Origin of the sequence: Limosilactobacillus gastricus PS3 (genome assembly GCF_000247775.1) — a bacterium.
GTDB lineage: Bacteria > Bacillota > Bacilli > Lactobacillales > Lactobacillaceae > Limosilactobacillus > Limosilactobacillus gastricus_A.
On the sequence record NZ_AICN01000077.1, the window covers coordinates 33,994 to 53,644 of the forward strand.

The 19,651-nt window shown below is 41.9% G+C and carries 18 protein-coding genes and 1 tRNA gene; 8 read left to right on the forward strand and 11 right to left on the reverse strand.

The annotated features are described in order from the left end of the window. Nucleotides 1–237: 237 nt before the first annotated feature. From trpX to PS3_RS08920, 4 genes are all read left to right on the forward strand, one after another. Nucleotides 238–1,230 (forward strand): tryptophan ABC transporter substrate-binding protein, encoded by a 993-nt coding sequence (gene trpX, locus PS3_RS08905; protein ID WP_007122742.1) that lies wholly within the window; start codon nt 238–240, stop codon nt 1,228–1,230. After that, nucleotides 1,227–2,123, forward strand: coding sequence for an ABC transporter permease (locus tag PS3_RS08910; protein ID WP_007122743.1), 897 nt, complete (start codon nt 1,227–1,229; stop codon nt 2,121–2,123). Before trpX ends, PS3_RS08910 begins: the two co-directional genes overlap by 4 nt. Continuing rightward, the gene (locus PS3_RS08915; RefSeq protein ID WP_007122744.1) at nt 2,120–2,881 is read left to right on the forward strand and encodes an ABC transporter ATP-binding protein; all 762 of its coding nucleotides are present in this window, start codon (nt 2,120–2,122) and stop codon (nt 2,879–2,881) included. The genes PS3_RS08910 and PS3_RS08915 overlap by 4 nt, the downstream gene beginning before the upstream one ends. Nucleotides 2,882–3,003: 122 nt before the next feature. Continuing rightward, entirely contained in the window at nt 3,004–3,942 is a 939-nt protein-coding gene (locus PS3_RS08920) for an alpha/beta hydrolase (protein ID WP_412768444.1), read from the forward strand. Between the two features lie 40 nt (nt 3,943–3,982). Here PS3_RS08920 and PS3_RS10010 read toward each other — a convergent pair whose 3' ends face one another. Next, the gene (locus tag PS3_RS10010; RefSeq protein WP_050950915.1) at nt 3,983–4,600 is read right to left on the reverse strand and encodes a helix-turn-helix domain-containing protein; all 618 of its coding nucleotides are present in this window, start codon (nt 4,598–4,600) and stop codon (nt 3,983–3,985) included. A 434-nt stretch (nt 4,601–5,034) separates the two neighbouring features. Here PS3_RS10010 and PS3_RS08930 point away from each other — a divergent pair, with 434 nt between their 5' ends. Further along, complete coding sequence (locus PS3_RS08930) at nt 5,035–6,210, forward strand: aminotransferase class I/II-fold pyridoxal phosphate-dependent enzyme (protein WP_007122746.1); 1,176 nt, start codon at nt 5,035–5,037, stop codon at nt 6,208–6,210. A gap of 15 nt (nt 6,211–6,225) precedes the next feature. Beyond that, nucleotides 6,226–7,215 carry a D-2-hydroxyacid dehydrogenase gene (locus tag PS3_RS08935; RefSeq protein ID WP_007122747.1) on the forward strand — a complete coding sequence of 330 codons (990 nt, stop codon included), beginning with the start codon at nt 6,226–6,228 and terminating at the stop codon, nt 7,213–7,215. Nucleotides 7,216–7,281: 66 nt separating this feature from the next. On the opposite strand, the gene rlmH is transcribed toward PS3_RS08935, so the two are convergent. The 7 genes from rlmH to yycF all read right to left on the reverse strand — a co-directional run bounded on the left by rlmH (nt 7,282) and on the right by yycF (nt 14,895). After that, nucleotides 7,282–7,761 carry a 23S rRNA (pseudouridine(1915)-N(3))-methyltransferase RlmH gene (rlmH, locus tag PS3_RS08940; protein WP_007122748.1) on the reverse strand — a complete coding sequence of 160 codons (480 nt, stop codon included), beginning with the start codon at nt 7,759–7,761 and terminating at the stop codon, nt 7,282–7,284. A 354-nt stretch (nt 7,762–8,115) separates the two neighbouring features. Continuing rightward, the gene (locus PS3_RS08945; RefSeq protein ID WP_007122749.1) at nt 8,116–9,357 is read right to left on the reverse strand and encodes a S1C family serine protease; all 1,242 of its coding nucleotides are present in this window, start codon (nt 9,355–9,357) and stop codon (nt 8,116–8,118) included. A 72-nt stretch (nt 9,358–9,429) separates the two neighbouring features. Continuing rightward, a complete protein-coding gene (locus tag PS3_RS08950) occupies nt 9,430–10,236 on the reverse strand; it encodes an MBL fold metallo-hydrolase (protein ID WP_007122750.1) in 807 nt (268 codons plus the stop codon). 11 nt (nt 10,237–10,247) lie between these two features. Then, nucleotides 10,248–11,033, reverse strand: coding sequence for a two-component system regulatory protein YycI (locus PS3_RS08955; RefSeq protein WP_007122751.1), 786 nt, complete (start codon nt 11,031–11,033; stop codon nt 10,248–10,250). Nucleotides 11,034–11,036: 3 nt separating this feature from the next. Next, a complete protein-coding gene (gene yycH, locus PS3_RS08960) occupies nt 11,037–12,329 on the reverse strand; it encodes a two-component system activity regulator YycH (protein WP_007122752.1) in 1,293 nt (430 codons plus the stop codon). Next, entirely contained in the window at nt 12,307–14,175 is a 1,869-nt protein-coding gene (gene walK, locus PS3_RS08965) for a cell wall metabolism sensor histidine kinase WalK (RefSeq protein ID WP_007122753.1), read from the reverse strand. Before walK ends, yycH begins: the two co-directional genes overlap by 23 nt. Nucleotides 14,176–14,187: 12 nt before the next feature. Next, nucleotides 14,188–14,895, reverse strand: a complete 708-nt coding sequence (yycF, locus tag PS3_RS08970; protein WP_007122754.1) for a response regulator YycF — start codon at nt 14,893–14,895, stop codon at nt 14,188–14,190. Between the two features lie 178 nt (nt 14,896–15,073). Here yycF and PS3_RS08975 point away from each other — a divergent pair, with 178 nt between their 5' ends. Together PS3_RS08975 and PS3_RS08980 are read left to right on the forward strand one after the other, a co-directional pair. Beyond that, nucleotides 15,074–15,394, forward strand: a complete 321-nt coding sequence (locus tag PS3_RS08975; protein ID WP_040468790.1) for a hypothetical protein — start codon at nt 15,074–15,076, stop codon at nt 15,392–15,394. 147 nt (nt 15,395–15,541) lie between these two features. Then, nucleotides 15,542–15,614 (forward strand) — tRNA-Lys (locus PS3_RS08980). Nucleotides 15,615–15,698: 84 nt separating this feature from the next. On the opposite strand, the gene dnaB is transcribed toward PS3_RS08980, so the two are convergent. The 3 genes from dnaB to PS3_RS08995 are packed head-to-tail and all read right to left on the reverse strand — an operon-like array spanning nt 15,699 to nt 19,574. Then, nucleotides 15,699–17,069, reverse strand: a complete 1,371-nt coding sequence (gene dnaB / locus PS3_RS08985) for a replicative DNA helicase (RefSeq protein ID WP_007122755.1) — start codon at nt 17,067–17,069, stop codon at nt 15,699–15,701. Nucleotides 17,070–17,089: 20 nt separating this feature from the next. Then, complete coding sequence (gene rplI, locus PS3_RS08990; RefSeq protein WP_007122756.1) at nt 17,090–17,542, reverse strand: 50S ribosomal protein L9; 453 nt, start codon at nt 17,540–17,542, stop codon at nt 17,090–17,092. A 1-nt stretch (nt 17,543) separates the two neighbouring features. Beyond that, complete coding sequence (locus tag PS3_RS08995) at nt 17,544–19,574, reverse strand: DHH family phosphoesterase (protein WP_040468791.1); 2,031 nt, start codon at nt 19,572–19,574, stop codon at nt 17,544–17,546. Nucleotides 19,575–19,651 lie beyond the last annotated feature (77 nt).

A 19,651-nucleotide genomic window follows, 5' to 3' on the forward strand; every position in this document is an offset into this window, starting at 1 on the left:
AACCATGTTACAACAAGTCACTAATCAATCATGGCAAAGCCAGCGTTAGGTTGTTTTTTGTGTAACTGCACAGATGCAACCGATCAGAGTTCATCTGTGCTGGCTAATTTTCTTATACAAAAGCCCGCACATGAAAGAAGTGTGCGGGAGTTGCCAAACCGGCATTCCTGTTTACTCGGGAATGCCGGTTTTTTATTTGAAAATTAGCCTTTTAAATCAATTGGAGGAATTAACATTATGAAACGTTTATACACTATTATTGGGATTTTAGTCGCCGTCGTGATCATTGCCTTAGTTGGCAATCAACTTAGCCAACGCTCAAATTCAACTAAACCCACGGTCGGTATCTTACAATTGATGTCACATCCGTCACTGAATCAAATTCATAAAGGCGTCATCGCCGGTTTGAAAGAAGAGGGTTACGTTAACGGAAAAAACATCAAGATTGATTTTCAAAATGCGGAAAACGATCAAAGTAACTTGAAGAGTATGGCAGAAAAATTTAAAAACGAAAACGCTAAAGTTACCATTGGAATTACTACTCAAGCCGTCCAAGCGCTCGCTAATGCTTCCAGCAAAACGCCGATTGTTATGGGGGCGGTCTCCGATCCCGTTGGCTCAGGAATTGTCAAAAGCTTAAAGCACACGGGCAATAATGTTACCGGGGTTCAGCACGTTGAACCCGTCGCTCAACAAGCCAAGTTAATTCGGACCTTATTACCCAACGTTAAAACTATCGGAGTCATCTATAACGCGGGTGATGATGCGGCCACCGGTGAAGTGAAGTTATTCCAATCACTAATGGAAAAACAAGGGATCACGGTTAAGACTTACACTATTACTTCCACTAATGATATTGACCAAGTCAGCGCCAATATGGCGAGTGAAGTTGAAGCGGTTTACGTACCAACTGACAATACGGTTGCCGCTGGAATCCAGACCCTTTTAAAGAATACTGATAGTGCGAATGTTCCCGTTTTTGGGAGTGTCCAATCCATGATTAAATCGGGTGCCGTGGCTACCTACAGTATCAGTCAATATGATATGGGTGTGTTAACTGGGAAAATGGCCGGTCAAATTCTGAAGGGTAAGAAACCTTCTGCCATGCCCGTTCAACATGTCAAAACCGGTCATTACTACATCAACACTACTGCCGCCAAGAAGTTTAACATCACCATTCCACAATCAATTTTAAATAGTGCCAAGAAAGACGGGGTTATTTACAAATGAGTATTATTCTTTCCGCTATCGGTCAAGGTCTCCTCTGGGGGCTTTTAGGACTTGGCCTGTATCTTACCTTTCGAATTCTTGATTTTCCAGACTTAACCGTTGAAGGAACTTTTCCCTTAGGCGCTTGTGTCTGTGTCGCTGCCATTACGCATGGTTTATCACCATTTATTGGCTTACTAGTCTCCCTTTTAGCCGGGGCCTTAGCTGGCCTAGCCACAGGCCTTTTATACACCAAATTAAACATTCCCAATATTCTCGCGGGAATCTTAGTAATGACGGGGATGTATTCCATTGATCTACGGATCCTTGGTCGATCGAATGTCGGTTTATTGAATTATCAGACCTTTTTTAATTATGACTTCATTCAACAACTACCAGATTATTTGGGTGCCATTGTAATTGGAGTCATCTTCGTAGTAGTTGTGATTACCCTCTTAACCGGCTTTATTAATACTGATTTAGGTCAGGCGTTTGTCGCCACTGGTGATAATGAACGCATGGCGGCTTCCTTTGGGATTAACACCGATAATACCAAGATCCTTGGTTTAATGGTTTCAAACGGGATCATTGGTTTAGCTGGCGGGATGATTGCCCAACATGATGGCTACGCGGACGTCAATATGGGAATCGGTACAATTGTGATCGGCTTAGCCGCCATCATTATCGGAGAAGTCCTATTACCAAACCTCTCTTTAAGTGGTCGGTTAATTGCCATTATTATCGGGAGCATTGCTTACCGTTTTGTCATCTTAATTGTCTTACAACTTGGCTTTAATACCAATGACACTAAACTCCTCTCCGCCATCATCCTGGCCCTTTGTTTAGCTATTCCAGTACTCCGCCACAAGCTAAAACTCGATCACTTATTCAACCAAGGAGGGCAAAAATCATGACGACTTTACTAGAACTTAACCATATTGAAACGACTGTTAATACTGGGACTCCTAATGAACGGGCTATCTTAAAAGACTTAAATCTAACGGTTGAACAAGGCGAATTCATCACCCTACTGGGGACCAATGGGGCCGGTAAGTCGACGCTGTTAAACGTTATTAATGGTTCTTTAAGACCAAGCCATGGTCAAGTAGTAATTGACCAACATCCGGTCACGAAATTACCAGAGGCGAAGCGGGCCAAATACATTGCCCAAGTCTTTCAAGATCCAAAATTAGGTACTGCTCCCCGGATGACGGTCGCCGAAAACCTTCTCTTAGCCGCTAAGCGTGGCCAACGACGCTCCTTGATCCCGCGAAGATTAAATGCCCATCTTGACGAATTTAAGCAATTAACCAGTCAATTACCCAACGGCTTAAGTGATCGTTTGACCACCGCCGCCGGCGATCTTTCAGGTGGCCAGCGGCAAACCCTGAGTTTTTTAATGGCGACCATGACTAAACCCCAACTACTCTTATTGGATGAACATACGGCAGCCCTAGATCCCAATACTAGCCACCAGTTAATGGCCTTGACGGATCAAGTCGTCACCCAACAAGAACTAACCTGCATTATGATTACCCATCAAATTAAAGATGCTTTAAAGTATGGTAATCGAATCATCATCTTAAATCAGGGTCAAATCGTCCTAGACGTTAAAGGCCCCGAACGTTCAGACTTATCTGAAGCTGACCTTCTCCAATATTTTGAAGCCTGAACAGATTTTTAGGCTTTTCGCTACGGGACGAGTAAAATATAGCTATATCTAAAATTAAGACTGCTTGGGCGGTCTTTTTTATCTAGCGAGGTGATCTGATGCCATCAGAAAAACAAAAATTAATGCTTTCAGGATTAGCAACCGTCCTAGGAGCAGCTGGAATTAGTTTCCTGGTAAGTGAAAAATTATTTAAAATTGCCTTTCAACGGGTTAATTATGTCCCGGAGACCTCAGCTGACAAACAAAAATATGCCGACCTATATTGGGATTACGTCGCTTGGTTTAAAAAGGTTAATAAGGAACATTGGACCTTTTCGATGGATGACGATGACGACTTAATGTCTGCATACTTTATTCCAGCCAAAGAACCATCACTAAAAGCCGTAGTAATCTCACATGGTTACAAAGGTAATGGCGAAACGATGGCTAATTACGCAAAAATGTTTTATGAACTTGGTTTTAACGTTTTATTACCAGATGATCGTGGTCATGGTCAAAGTGCCGGTAGTTACATTAGTTTTGGTTGGTTAGACCGCATTGATTACCAGACCTGGCTCCATAAATTAATTACGCGGCTGGGTGACCAAGTCAAAATCGTCCTCTTTGGGGTTTCCATGGGTGGGGCAACCGTTGAAATGTTAAGTGGGGATGAGTTGCCCGCACAAGTTAAATGCATTATTGCTGATTGTGGCTATTCCAGTATTGAAGATGAGTTGCAATATCTGCTCAAACGGCAATATCACTTACCGGCCCATCCTTTTTTACCAATGGTCTCAACCATTAATCGTCATCGCTTAGGATATTACCTTAAAGACGTTTCATCAACGAACCAACTCAAGAAAAATACGCGACCGATTTTCTTTATCCATGGCGAAAAAGACGTATATGTTCCTAGTTGGATGGCCCTGGAAAATTATCAAGCAACGGAAGCACCGAAGAAACTCTGGCTGGTTAACCAAGCTACCCATGCGGAAAGTTTTTGGATTAATCCCGTTGATTATCAAGACCACATTACCGAATTTCTGCAACAATACTTTGGTAATTCAACTATCAAACAATAAAATGGCTGGGAAGATCACCTTTCTTCACCAGCCATTTTATTTATCGTTTATATTTTAAGACGACATGAATCAGAATCAAGGTAGCGCCAACTCCGAAAATTGCCCCGCCTAAATACGAAAAGAGATCGTCATTGATTAACATTGCCGTCATTCCGCCAATGACAACTAATCCAATTGAAGTCACCAAGAGCCAATTACTTTTCATGATGGTTTCAATCCGTTCTTGCTTTTTTTGATCATTATTTACCTTCATCTCGATTGCGACACCATATAAAATGGCAATACTATTTAAAATCACAATTGCCACAAAGATGTAACCAACTAAGTCAGAACTATTAATCGCCCTGTTTGCATCCGCCAAAATAAAAACCAAACAGATTAGGTTGATAAATTGTAACAAGACCATTAATGGTCGAATATTCTTTCTGACTTGTTGTTTAATAATTTGATCTTTCATTTTCCCGTCCTCCTTCAATAATTGATCAATCGAGAGGTCAAAATATTCACTCAGTCGAATCAACATCGCAAGATCAGGATACGAGCGTTCATTTTCCCAACTTGAAATTGTTTTTCGTGATACGGACAAATCCTTGGCTATTTGGGCTTGGGTCACTTGTCGTGCTTGTCTTGATGCTTTTAATTGTTGACCTAAGTTCATTTGACCACCTCAAACTTTTAATTAATTTGAAATCGAAGGCGCGCTTAGTTGATTTCCAATTTTATGATAACGAATCTTTGGAAACCTGACTAGCTATGATCCGGTTACATCCGGATTTTTCAAGAGTTTACCCATTATATTGCCCGGGAAATAATTGACGATTCAGAAATCCCTCTTGACAATTATTAAAATTAAATTAGAATAAAACTATCAATTAGTAAACGAGGTTCATTATGTCAGGTCTAACAAACTTACAATTAAAGACGACCTTTTATTTCTGGTTCCAGCATTCCTAGGACCAGAACGTTTTGTGATGGTTTCTAGGACTTATCCCGGAAGCCATTCATGATCTTCTTTTACTAAAGAATAAATCACGATAGCCATCCGGGTGTTGAGAAATCAACCCCGGATTTTTGTTTATAAGGAGGACAACCATGCCACATTCAAATTTAGCGATTCGCTATAATTACCATCTTGATGAAATTAAACCCAATAATATTTTAACCTTCAATCAAGAAATTAGTTCCATCCCCGATATTGTCAAATTAACCTTAGGTGAACCAGATTTTAACGTCCCGGAAATCGGTAAACAAGCCGCTATTGCCAGTATCGAAAATAATGACTCTCATTATGCTCCCGGAACTGGCTCTGTGGCCCTGCGAAAGGCCATTGCTGACTTTTTAAAGGTCCGCTACCAATTAACTTACAGTCCTGACCAAGAAATAGTGGTGACGATCGGTGCGACAGAGGCCATCTATGCTTCCTTAAATGCCCTGCTTAATCCTGGAGATAAGGTTTTGATCCCCACTCCTACCTTCCCGCTTTATGAAACGGTGGTCCGGATGTTAGGCGGCGTCCCGATTAATCTTGATACGAGTTCTAATAACTTCGTCTTGTCGCCAGCGATGGTAAAAGCTGCGCTCGATGAATACGGTCCTGCCGTCAAAGCGGTTATTTTAAACTACCCCTCCAATCCAACGGGAGTTACTTATTCCGCTAGCGACTTGCAGGCCTTAGCAGAGGTACTCGCCCAGAGCAAGGCGGTGGTGATTGCAGATGAAATCTACTCGGAACTCTTATATGATGGTCAACACGTTTCGATCGCTACTTATTTACCTGAACAAACCTTAGTCTTAAATGGGGCTTCGAAGTCCCATGCCATGACTGGTTATCGGATTGGCTTCATTGCCGGACCGACAGAAATCATGCAAAAAGTCAGTCTCGTCCATAATTTAATGATTACTTCCCCATCTGATCCAGCCATGGCCGCCGCCGTCCCTTGTTTTGGAACGGAAACCGGTCGACAAGCATCCGTTGAAATGCGCGCCGCTTACCAGATCCGGCGAGATTACATGGTTGAAGAACTAACTAATCTTGGCTTTACAGTAGCCAAACCAAACGGGGCCTTTTATATCTTCGCGCAAATTCCTCGTCAGTTTGGGAGTGACGATGTCCAGTTTGCCCGTGATTTGGCACAAGAAGCTCAAGTTGCCACCATCCCTGGATCTTTCTTCGGACCTGGTGGGGAGGGTTATTTGCGGATGAGTTACGCCACCAGTTTAGATGATTTGAAAACGGCGATTAGCCGAATCCAGAATTTTCTTAATTAGAAAGGAGTTTTCCCAATGACCACAATCTTAATGACAAGTGTTCGTGATGATGAAATGGATGCAATCAACCAATATGCTGAACAACATAATATCACCATCAAAACCACCCCAAAATTAATTGAAGACGCCCTCGATCTGACCACTGATATCGATGGTTTAGTGATCCAACAACGGGATCCCGTTCCCGACCATGTTTACCCCATCTTAAAGGAACACGGCTTAAAGCAACTAGCATCACGAACGGCCGGTTATGATATGGTGAATGTCCCCTTAGCTCATGAAAATGGGTTAATCGTTACCAATGTCCCGGCCTACTCCCCACGAAGCGTTGCCGAATTTGCTCTCATGCAAATTTTTCGTTTATTACGAAACACCTATGCCTTTGACCACCGCGTTGCGCAAAATGACTTCCGCTGGGCTGGTTTACAATCGATCGAAATTCATTCAGCCACTATTGGAATTATCGGAGTTGGCCGTATTGGTGGAACCCTCGCCAAACTTTTAAAGGCCTTAGATGCCCGCGTCTTAGGCTATGATGTCAACCCCCGGAGTGACTTAGCAGGAATTGTTGAATATGTTTCTAAAGATGAACTTCTTCAACAAAGTGACGTGGTTTCGTTACATGTAGATCTTAACCCAACTTCCGTTAATTTATTAACGGCATCAGATTTCCAATTAATGAAAAATAGCGCCGGCCTCGTTAATGCTAGTCGGGGACCAGTCGTTAATACCAGTGATCTAATTGCCGCTTTAGAAGCACATACAATTAAAGCAGTCGCCTTAGATACGGTTGAAGGTGAGGGACCCGTCTTCAATGCTGACCTGCGTCAAAAAGTAATTTCGGATCCTCAAATTGCTAAACTCCACGCTTTAGAGAATGTTATTTTAACTCCCCATGTTGCCTTCTTTACTAATATTGCTGTTCAAAACATGGTTGACTTCGCCCTTGATGATGTCCTGACTATTTTAAACGGTGGTCATTCTAGTCACGAAATTAAGCCATAAGTTTAAAAAATAGAGATAGTATGAGGTTCACTTCATCACAATGAAGTTCCTGCATACTATCTCTATTTATTTATGGTAAGGCAACCCATTAATAATGGTATAGGCACGATAAACCTGCTCTGTTAATACCAATCGCATTAACTGGTGTGGTAAAGTAAACCGTCCAAAAGAAATGGTCGTATTGGCCCGTTGCATAACCGCTTGACTCAACCCCAATGAGCCACCAATCACAAAAGTCAAATCACTATGACCATAAGTGGTTAGTTGATTAATCTCCTTAGCAAACTCCTCGGATGATCGTTCTTGACCTTGAATTGCTAAAGCAAAAACGTATTCCCGATCTTTAATCTTATCTAGAATGCGAGCTCCTTCTTTTTCCATTACGCTCTGCATTTCGGCAGAACTTAATGACTCTGGGGCCTTCTCATCTGGAACTTCAATTATTTCAAATTTGGTATAGCGATTGAAGCGTTTGGCATACTCCGCGATACCTGCTTTAAAATACTTTTCTTTGAGTTTACCTACTCCGATTATTTTGATCGTCATTTGTTTCCTGCTCCTTTTCCACTTATCCACAAGTTTTCCACAACATATCCACACCGTTTTGTGGATAGTCTTTCGAGTTTGCTGGTTTTCCACATGAGTTATCCACAGTTATCCACAATTTAACTTTGCTGAACTCTACATCATCAAAACCTGTTAAATCAACGTTTTTAACGATTTTCATTTTATTTAATCCACTTATCCACATTCATATTTATAACCTGTGGATAAATTCTTAAGGATTAGTAAAGCCTATTATATCAGTCCTTGTTCCACCTGTGGATAACTTGTGGATATCTTTTTCCACAAAAAAGCTCGAAGTAAATTTACCCAAAATCCTTACTTCAAGCTTCATGATTAACTATTTGTACTGCTACTACTGTTGCTAGCTTCTGACAAGGTAACGGTTGCCGTTTTTTCCTGACCATCATGGTAATAAGTAATTTTGACTCGATCACCCACTTTATATTTATATAAAGCCGTCCGTAAATCACTAGCATCCGTCACCGTTGTTTTCCCAAATTTAGTGATGACATCATATTGACTAAGCCCGGCCTTAGCAGCCGCTCCATCATCGGTCACACTCATTACCACCACGCCGGAGGTTACGTTAGTTGGTAATTTCAATACTTCGGTCTGATCACTTTCCGTTACACTATCTAAATCTAACATGCTAATTCCTAATGATGGTCGGGAAATGGAACCGTTCTTCACCAGTTGGTTAATGACGCTAACCACTTCGTTACTTGGAATGGCAAAGCCCATCCCTTCAACACTAGTTCCATCAATGCTTGATGATAACTTCATCGAGTTAATACCAATCACTTGCCCCGCCATATTAATCAAGGGACCACCCGAATTTCCAGAATTAATTGCGGTATCAGTCTGGATCACCTTGGTTGCTACCGAAGCATCACTAGCTCGAATAGTCCGATTAACGGCGGAGACAATCCCTTTAGTTACTGAATTAGCGTACTCCGTTCCCATTGGCGAGCCAATCGCGAGGACATCTTGTCCCGCTTGAACCTGTTTTGAATTTCCAAATTCAGCAACCGTCTTAACATGACTCGCACTAATCTTGAGCACTGCTAAATCTGTCGTTTCATCCGTCCCAACAATTTTAGCTGAAACCTTCCGACCAGACGCCAGAATAACACTAACGGCACTCGCTCCTGAGACCACATGATTATTAGTCACAATATAGGCCGTCCCCGCTGATTTTTTATAAATCACTCCCGAACCTTCAGCCGCTGTTTCTAAACCCGAACTATTCGCGGAAGAGGAACTGGATGAATAGCCAAAGTCACCCATGTTACTGGTACTCGTACTTTGCTGATTAATAACACTGACCACGGCCCCTTTCACCTTGTTATAAGCCTTGGTGGAGCTGCTGGTCGCCACTTTACTATTATGAACCTTGGCTCCCCCAGAAGATCCAAAGCCACTGGCCACCGTGCTGACGATCGTCGGCCAAACACTGCTAATGGTTTTTTGAACACCCCAAAAAATCCCACCGCCGATTAAGCCCGCAACTATCCCAACAGTGGCCACTTTCATCCAGAATAATTGTCGATTGCGACCATGATTGGAATTTCGCATTGATCATTTCCTCCGTACCCCATAGTTAATTTTATTTTACCAGAGGATCGTGAAAAAGCTGTTCATATATCTTTACAAAATTGTTAAGCCCAAGGCCTGATCCGGTTCGGCATCAATCAGTTTAAAATCATGATCTACCCCCAGGTCATGGGTTTCTAGCTCTTCGGCAACCGTCAGATGGGCTAGTGATCGTAAGTTATTATGTTGACTCCGGTGTCCCAAAATCACTTCTTTGGTTCGATCGCCAATTACTGAAATTAAGGCCGCCGCTCCCTCTTCGTTGGATAAATGACCTTCATCCCCTAAAATCCGCTGCTTTAATGACCAGGTATAAGGTCCATTCCGCAACATCTCCGTGTCATGATTACATTCCATTAAATAGGCATCCGCATTTTGAATAATGCCGACCATCCGCTCTGATACATATCCCGTGTCAGTTAACAGACACAAGCTTTTATCATCGTGATGAATCTGATAAAACTGGGGTTGGGCCGCATCGTGAGAAACCGCAAATGATTCCACCTGCAAATCGCCAAAATCGATTACTTGACCGGGCTGAACTTCAAAGCATTGCTCACTTTTGACCTTGCCAATTTTGTTGCTCATCGCATCCCAGGTACCTTGATTAGCATAGACATTCACCCCATACCGCCGTGCAAGTACCCCAACGCCTTGGATATGGTCGCTATGTTCATGCGTCACAAAAATCGCTTCAATATCCGTCATCGATCGACCAATGGCCTGTAACCGTTCTTCAATTTTCTTCCCGCTTAATCCAGCATCTATTAAAATACGGTGCTGACCGGTTTCAATATAGGTTGAATTACCGGTACTGCCGCTGGCTAAAATACTGTATTTTAATTCCTTTTCTAATGACAAGCTGATTACCTCTAATCATTTGTTTGAATAATCGTTCCCGTAATAGCGTTAACCCTTAAATAAGTAGTTTTATTATTGGAGCGATCTCTTACCTTAGCTTCCCAGATTGGCGCATAGATATCCTGATTGTCTGATGAACTAACTTTGGAAAAGCCATATTGAAGCCAAATAACTTTGGAATTACTTGGGATTTCATTATGCCGATACAAAACCGCAACTGCTTGTTGCGAACTAATCGCACTCACCTGTTGGCGAAGTACTTTGATCCCTTTTAAATAGGTTTGGGTGTAACCGGTTAATTTCTGACCACTCACCCGAAATTGGATTCTTCCGGTAGCATCTAGAACCGGAATGCCATCAATCATCTGCGTATAAACTAAGCGACTTTTGGTTGAAAAATCTTGATTGACTTGATAGCTCTGTCCGTGTGCAATGCGAGAATTACTTCTTAACCAACTTTTAATTGTAGATTTTTGATTAGCAAGGGCAGTATTAAAGGTCGACGTAATTTGTGTTCCGGACCAATAAGCACTTTGCCGCGTCAAACTTGTTACTTCATCACCCAAATCAGTGGACGAATTAACACTTATATAATAGCCCCTAGGCTGATGATTGGATAATTTAGGCACCGTGATCGAATCCGTTTTCAATTCGCGAAGCAGCATTGCTTGTTGGCTAACGCTTTGTCCTGAGTTGGACTGGACCCGCCAAAATCCCCAAAAAAAGGAAATGACGAGCACAATATCCAAAATGACAAAGGCAATCAAAAAGATGCCCTGAATTCGCCGGAAATTCATCGTCTATTCCTCCTTGAGTAAAGTCTGATATGGTACCCAATTTCCATTGTAATAAACATAATAGGTGGGTTCCAAAGTTACCGTTTCAGTATCATCATTGTTCCACGTGTAACCAATCCGCATCCCCTTAACCTTTTTTAATTGGCCGCTTTCCTTCAAAGCATTGGAAACCACGGCCGATGAGGGCATGGTAACTGTCGTGCCATCACTAGTTTGAGGAAGACCCAAATAATAATTTGATAATTGGTAGCGTTCCATCCCATCATTATTGGATTTAATTAAGATGGTTCCATAATTTCGACTACTAAAAATCGGGAAGCCTTGGACAAAGCTACGGTAAGTAACCGTTTGACCAGCTTGTGAAACCGTATCAAAGTAAATTCCCGTTAGATCAATACTCAGCTTTTTAAGGCGATTATAGAGATGACTTTCCAAACTTTGTCGACCATATTTTTGATCTTTACCTAGATAATTATCGTATTGGATACTACCAGTTTGACGGTTATAGGTCATCCGATGCGAATTCCCATTCGTATAGATGATTTGATTCCCATTTCTTTCTGTATCAATTGTATTGGAATTAGCAGTAGCTAATAAGGTCTGGGCTAAGTTATCAACATTATGTTGACTAACATCATAAGAATAGGTAGGTAGCGTATATTCGTGCGGATAAGATAAAATTGGCGTGCCGTTAACAATCTTATGATCAACATCCACCCGTCGACCACCTTTAAGGGACTGCTTAATTGTCTTTAAACTTAATTGATCAACCTTGACCCGATAGACCTTCTTGCCCTGATCCGCGAGCAGATATACTCGGCTACGATCATTTAAGGGCACCACCACATAATTAACCGTTGCCAACCGATCGGCATCTAGGGACTGGTCAAAAACTTGATTAAAGACTGTCATGGAAATTTGATCAGGGAAGGAAATTGTCACGGTGTTGGCCATCCGTAAATAATCCAAATATTTCCCACTATCACCATTCGCAACCCGATTAAGCCCACTCATTTTGGCTTTTGTTAGGGCTTGTTGAATCGTTAGCGCCGGGTTGCGCTTTTGATTATATAACAGCTGTTGACTCCCATCTTGTTTCGTTACGACCACCTGATTAGCCTGATAAACACTCCCCATGGAAGTAAGTGAATCATTAGTTGAACTAGTACTATTACTTGCTGGAATCCGATTGGCTTGGTAAGGATTTATCCAGACACTAATTGATAGGACCACACTAATCACCACCGCAATGATTACCCCGAGTGGCAGTAAGTTAGTCTTCATCCACTTGATCATCCCAGTCATCCTCCTCAAATGGTACGTATGGTAAAGCAATATAAAAGGTTGATCCTTTCCCTTCCGTACTGTTAACCCAAATTTGACCACCCAATAGGTTAATTACCTCTTTAGAAATCGCTAACCCTAAGCCAGTTCCTCCTTGTTTACGAGAACGAGCTTTGTCAACTCGGAAGAATCGGTCAAAAACGTGTCGTAAATCTTTACGCGGAATCCCCAATCCTTGGTCAGTAATACTCAAAATGACATGATTATGGGTGTCAGTTAATCGAGCCGTAATCACCCCACCATCTGGTGAATATTTAACCGCGTTGTTCATAATATTATCGATTACCTGCGTGAACTTATCGGGATCAATTTCTACCCATAAACTCTTGTTAGTAATATGCCGATCAATGGTATATTTCTTTTGATCGGAATCATCCGCCGTTTCATTTTTAATGATCATGTCAAAGCGGTTCAAAATATAGTTAAAAAGTTCCCCAATGTTAACATATTCCAAATCTAACTTGGTGGTCCCTGAATCCATTCGCGATAAGCTTAACAGATCATTAATCATCCGGATCATCCGCTCGGTTTCATCTTCAACTACCTTTAGAAAACGGGGACTCAATTCTGGATCATTGATCGCCCCATCACTAAGCGCTTCCACATAACTTCGGACACTCGTTAAAGGGGTCCGTAATTCATGGGAAACATTTGAAACGAATTGTTTACGTTCCTCTTCTTCTTGTACTTGATCCGTAATATCGTGAAGAACACAGACTAGCCCACTCACGAAACCTGATTCCCGTTGGATGGGGGAAAAAGAAGCACTGATAATTGTGTCATCGGTTAAACCGTCTAGAATCACTTCATTTTGGGCCTGTTCATTTTCTACTAGGTCACGAATACTGTAATTTTTACGGATATCTAAAACCCCCAGAATCGACTGCCCGATCACTTCTTTCTCATCATCAACCCCTAATAGTTGCAATGCCATATTATTGATAATAATCACATTTCCGCGCCGATCCGTTGCTAAGACCCCATCAGACATGTGAGCCAGAACTCCATCGAGCCGACGCCGTTCAGCATCCGTTGATTCTTGTGATTCTTCTACCCGAATGGACAGGTTGTTAATTGCCGCTGACAACTGACCAAGCTCATCATTGCCATTAACTTTAACGCGCCCTGAGAAATCCCCCCGCGCGATCCGTAAGGTTTGTTTCCGCATTTCTTCAATTGGTCGGGTAATTTCCCGGGAAATGATAATGGATAAAATCAAACCAATGATGATGGTAATCACCGTAGCCGATAAATATATTAACGAGATACTGGTAACGGTACTGTATACACTCTCTAAGCTAGCTCGAATATATACAACCCCCACCACATTATTTGTATCGCCACTCATTAAAGGAATCGTCGTGACATAATAGTGGATCTTACTGTCACTGTCATAAACCGTTTCGGAATGACTTCGATTATTCACCAGGGTATTCTTGACGATTTTGGTATTGGCTTTTTGACCGACAACACTTTGATCCCGATTGCTGGTCCCTCGAATAATCCCTTTAGCGTCAACCACGCGGATTTCAGTAATACTATTATTCTCAACCTTTTGTAGAGTGGAGTTAATATTCCGATTGGCGGTCTTGGTGTTCGTCTGGATTAACTCTTGGGTTAAAGAATTCTCAACGTATGAAGGCAACTCAATTTGTTGCTTAAAATTAGTTAAGTTTTCGTGTTCTAATTGACGCACAAAAAGCGCCCCCACTATTTCTAATGTCAAAATCAACATTAGAACAAAGACAAGGGCGATTTTATATTGGATTGATTGATAAAATTTAATTTTACTGTTCAATCGTTTGGCTCCCTAATTCTGATTAGGATTAGCTAAGAAGTAACCAACCCCCCGCCGGGTAATCAACCATTGCGGGTGGCTTGGATTATCTTCAATCTTTTCCCGAAGTCGCCGCACGGTCACGTCGACCGTTCGCACATCCCCAAAGTAATCATAACCCCATACTGTTTGCAACAGATTTTCGCGATTAATGACTTGGCCTTGGTGTTGAGCTAAATAATGCAGCAATTCAAATTCTCGGTGAGTTAAATTAATGTTTTCACCACGTTTCGTTACTGTGTAGGCATCTGGATGAATCGTTAAGTCACCAATTTGGATATCGGCTTCTCGTCCATCTTCCACTGCACTGGTCACAACTTCTTGACGTCTTAAATTAGCTTTAACTCGGGCAACTAGCTCTCGATTTGAGAACGGCTTGGTAACGTAATCATCTGCCCCTAATTCGAGCCCCAACACCTTATCAAGCTCGGAATCCTTAGCCGTGGCCATGATAATAGGAGTGGTATATTTAGCCCGAACCTGCTTAGCCACTTCAAGCCCATCTACCTTTGGTAACATTAGATCTAAGACTAATAAGTCCGGTTTTTCTGATTCAACTTTTTCTAAAGCTTCCTCGCCATCAAAGGCGACGACAACTTCATAACCTTCTTTTTCGAGATTAAATTTGATGATATCTGAAATTGGTTTTTCATCATCAACAACCAAAATTTTTTTAGACATGCTTCCCCTCCGAAAATACATCTCTCGTTGGCACTTATGCGATAGGTCCATTATAGCATGAACAGCCAAGACTGTTCATTTGGCAAAACCAAGGGGCACTATTTTTTCAGTAATTTATTTATAATAATTGCTAGTTATGAGATAATAATGTTGTACAAACTTAACGGAGGTAGTGACCATGAAGAAAATCTTCTTATCGTTGGTGGGAACAATTGGGATTGCCCTCATCTTTTTTGCTAGTTTAATGAATCATACCGATTTATCGCTTAGTAATAACTATCGAGAACTTTTTGCTTTTCTTGGTTTTGTGATTCTGCTCATTGTACTTGCCTTTAGAGGTGCTTTTAAAAATCCCGCTAACTTTCATTTCTATCGATATTTTTGTTACACTTTTACAGCCGTAATCTTTGTTAATGCGCTGGTAAATGGGGTCTCGTTGGGAGCTTATTTAATTTTTTGTATTTTAGTATTTGGAGGCTTTTACTATCGAAGAGCCTAATTAAGTTAAGTAGTACTCGTCTTAACAACATAGGCGAAGCAGATCGTGATCCGTTGATTCGGCAACTTTTTATAAAAAGTTACTAAAAAGTATTGCCAAACTAAAGGGTACCTGATATTATAATTTGTGTTGTCAAAGACGAGACACGGGCAGTTAGCTCAGCTGGCAGAGCACCGGACTCTTAATCCGGGTGTCCAGGGTTCGATCCCCTGACTGCCCATTGTAACCGATCACTTTAGGTGGTCGGTTTTTTTGTATACCAAAAGAACCTGGCAGGCAAATAGCTCCCAGGTTCTTTGATAATTTAAGCTTCTTCATAATCAATTGAAGCGAACTTATTATAAGCCTTATTGAAGAGGAGTTTAACCGTTCCCCGTGGGCCACTCCGGTTCTTTTCAATAATTACTTCAACTTCACTTAAACTATTGGTTTCATCTTGTTGCTCAGCACCCTGTTCACGAGTATAGTAGTCTTCCCGATATAGGAAACCAACAATATCCGCATCTTGTTCAATCGACCCTGATTCTCGAATATCTGATAAAACTGGCCGTTTGTCTTGGCGCTGTTCCACTCCCCGTGATAATTGGGATAAGGCGATTACTGGCACACTTAATTCTTTAGCAAGTTTCTTTAATTGTCGCGAAATTTCCGAAACTTCTTGTTGCCGACTTTCCGAGTTGGATCCTTCAATCAATTGAAGATAATCAATCACAATTAAACCTAGATTTCCTTCACGCTTGGCAAGTCGTCGGCACTTCGCCCGAATTTCAGCAACTTTAATTCCTGGCGTGTCATCAATAAAAATTTTGGCTTCACTCAAGGTCTGTGACGCTACCCAAAATTGTTCCCACTCATCGGCATTCATATTCCCAGTTCGCAAGTGATTGGCGTTGATGTTTCCTTCGGCACACAACATCCGATTTACCAGTGATTCAGCTCCCATTTCTAGGCTAAAAATTGCCACAGTTGGTCGTTCCTGGCTATGAGCTGCCACATTTTGTGCAATATTTAAGACAAAGGCCGTTTTTCCCATTGCCGGCCGGGCTGCTAAAATGATCAATTCGTCCGCATGTAAGCCGGTTGTCATTCGATCCAATTGTTGATAACCCATTGGAAGTCCCGTTACATCCGTCGTCTGTTGTGCTAATTCTTGTAAGTGATCAGCTGATTGCCCTAAAAGTGTATTGATGCTTTGGAGATCAGTTTGCGTGTTACTCTCAGCAACACTTAAAATTGATCGTTCAGCTTCGTCCAACATCGTCGTCACATCTTGACGATCCTCATAGCCTTCACTCGCAATCTTAGTTGCGGTTTCAATCAAACGCCGGGCCGTCGCCTTATCACGGACGATGCGAGCGTAATAAGCCACATTAGCCGCCGTTGGAACTGCTGCTGCTAATTCGGCTAAATATTGCACTCCCCCCACATTATCCAATTGGTTAGTCCGCGTGAGTTCGTTTTGTAAGTTAATGACATCAATCGGTTGATCTTGGTCATTAAGGTGCAACATGGCCGCATAGAGGATTTGATGTTGACGGCTATAAAAATCATCAGGTTGGACGAACTCCATTGCTTCCACAATGGCGTCCTTTGTTAATAAGGCTGACCCTAAAACGGCTTGTTCTGCTTGAAGGTTCCGCGGTGGTGTCCGCGTGAGTTCTGCCGTATTATCCATGATTCCCTCAGTTCTTACATTTATTTTTCTGCAATGTGTACCCGTAAGGTTGCTTCGACTTCATGATGGAGTTTTACCGGAACATTAACATAACCCAACGACTTAATTGGGGCGGCAAGCTCCATCTTTCGCTTATCTAACTTAATTTGATATTGTTTCTCCAAGGCTGCCGCAATCTGCTTAGTTGAAACCGAACCAAACATCCGACCATCTGAACCAGCTTTTCCTTGTAATTCAACAACGGTTTTATCGTCTTCCAAGACTTTTTTAAGTTTCTTTGCCTCGGCTAATTCTTCAGCCGCATGCTTTTCTTCCGACCGTTTTTGTCCCGCTAATTCGCTCATTGCGGCCTTATTTGCAGCCTTAGCTTTCCCGCGTGGAATCAAGAAGTTCTGGGCATAGCCGTCAGAAACTTCTTTCACTTCGCCTCGCTTACCGCGTCCCTTAACATCTTCAGTAAAAATAACCTTCATTTTACTCTTCCTCCGTTTCTGATTCTGCTTCTTGATCACTGGTTAATTCAGTAATTAACTGCGCTTTAACCGCTTCGACCGTCGTATCTTTAATCTGTGTCGCAGCATTAGTTAAGTGTCCACCACCACCTAAGCGCTCCATAATAACTTGAACATTGAAGTCACCGATTGAGCGGGCCGAAATTCCAACGATGTCAGGACTCTGTCGCGTAATCACAAAGGACGCTTGAATCCCTGACACTTGTAAAAGCATATCCGCCGCCTGCGCCGCAATCACGGAATCATATGTCTGATCATCGGCACCGGCACAAATCGCCATGGCATCATCAATAAATTCAGCCGTATCAATTAGATGGTTCCGTTGAATAAAGTTAGCGGGGGTCTCTTTGGTTAAATATTGAATCATTTTGCCATCAGCCCCAGCCGACCGTAAGTAAGATGCTGCATCGTATGTCCGCGTTCCTGCATTTTGGCTGAAAGACTTAGTATCGATTCGGATTCCAGCCAACATTGCGGTTGCTTCAAGTCTATTTAATCCCTTGCTTTCTCGTGGTTGGTATTCAAACATTTCCGTAATCAATTCACAAGTTGACGATGCATATGGTTCAATATAAACCAACAGGGGATTTTCCGGAAATTCTTCTCCCCGACGGTGATGATCAATAATCACGAGCCGGTTAGCTAGCCGTTCGGTTAATTTGGGGAACGCTGACAAACTTGGTTTAGAATGATCAACCATAATTAGTAAACTAGCATCCGTGGCCTTTTTTAAGGCTTCCTCAGGGTTAATAATGTGTTCTTTGATACTTTGATAATTATCAACTTCACCCATTAAGCGTTCAATATCAGAATGATTAGTTTCATCATCATCCAGTACAATCCAGCTTTCGTGATCATTCATTTCCGCCAAGCGGCGAATACCAAAACAGGCTCCAATCGAGTCTAAGTCTGGGCGAGTATGTCCAATCACGAAAATATTATCAGCCTGATTCATTAAATCACGTAACGCCTGGCTAATCATCCGTGCCCGGACCCGCGTTCGCTTTTCCATTGGATTGGTCTTACCACCAAAGAACCGCGCCTGACCACTTTCCATCCGCACAACTACTTGATCTCCTCCACGACCGAGGGCCAAATCCAAGTTCTTTTGGGCCATATTAGCTAAGCGAATTAAATTACTTTGCCCATAGGCGATTCCCATACTAATCGTTACCGGCGAATTTTGTTGGGAAGTATTTTGACGGATGGTATCTAGAACGTCGAAATTTTCGTTTTCGAGAGTTTTTAAGGAATAGTTATGACCGATTAATAAATAGTTATCATCATCAATCACCTTTAACAAAAGATCATGATCCTTGGCCCACTGACTCAATTGAGAAGTAACATAGTTACTGAGATTCGAAACCATTGAATCACTCATTCCCTTAGTAATTTCATCATAATTATCTAGGAAAATATTTCCCAGGAAAAGTTGTTCTCGCTGATAACGATCCGAGATTTCCTCGTAGTCCGTGATGTCAGTTAAATAAACCGTATTAAATTGATCCTGAACTTGGAGTTCGAATTTATAATCCTGCCACTCAACCACTGAAGTCTGATCATCATGGCGATGTTTGGCTACTAATTTGGCTAAGTCATCATCAACCATCGCTAGTTTTCGTCCCACAATCATTTCTTGCGGATCAAAATACTTCGCCATATAAGGATTAATCCATTTGATAATGTTTTCATCGGTTAACAAGATCATGCCAATTGGCATCTCCAGCAAGGCCTCTTCCTGGCTTTGATTAACTTGAACAGCCAATTGGTTTAGATACGCTTCAGTGTCATTATTGATCCGTTGGAGCCGAGCAAAGGAGTAGATCATCCCTATTAATACAATCACGGCTAGACTAGCCCCAATTCGCCAATCATACATCAAACCGATGATAATCCCGATGATGGCGATCACGAATGCAAAAACTAAGATCCACAGGACCGTCGTCCGCCGCAAAAATTGATCCAAATTTTGTCTATTTATCACTTGTTTCACAGTCGGATTCCTTTCTGACAATACTGGTTTTATTATACCATAAGCTAACTAGAAGCATTATTGATCAGCAAATTAAA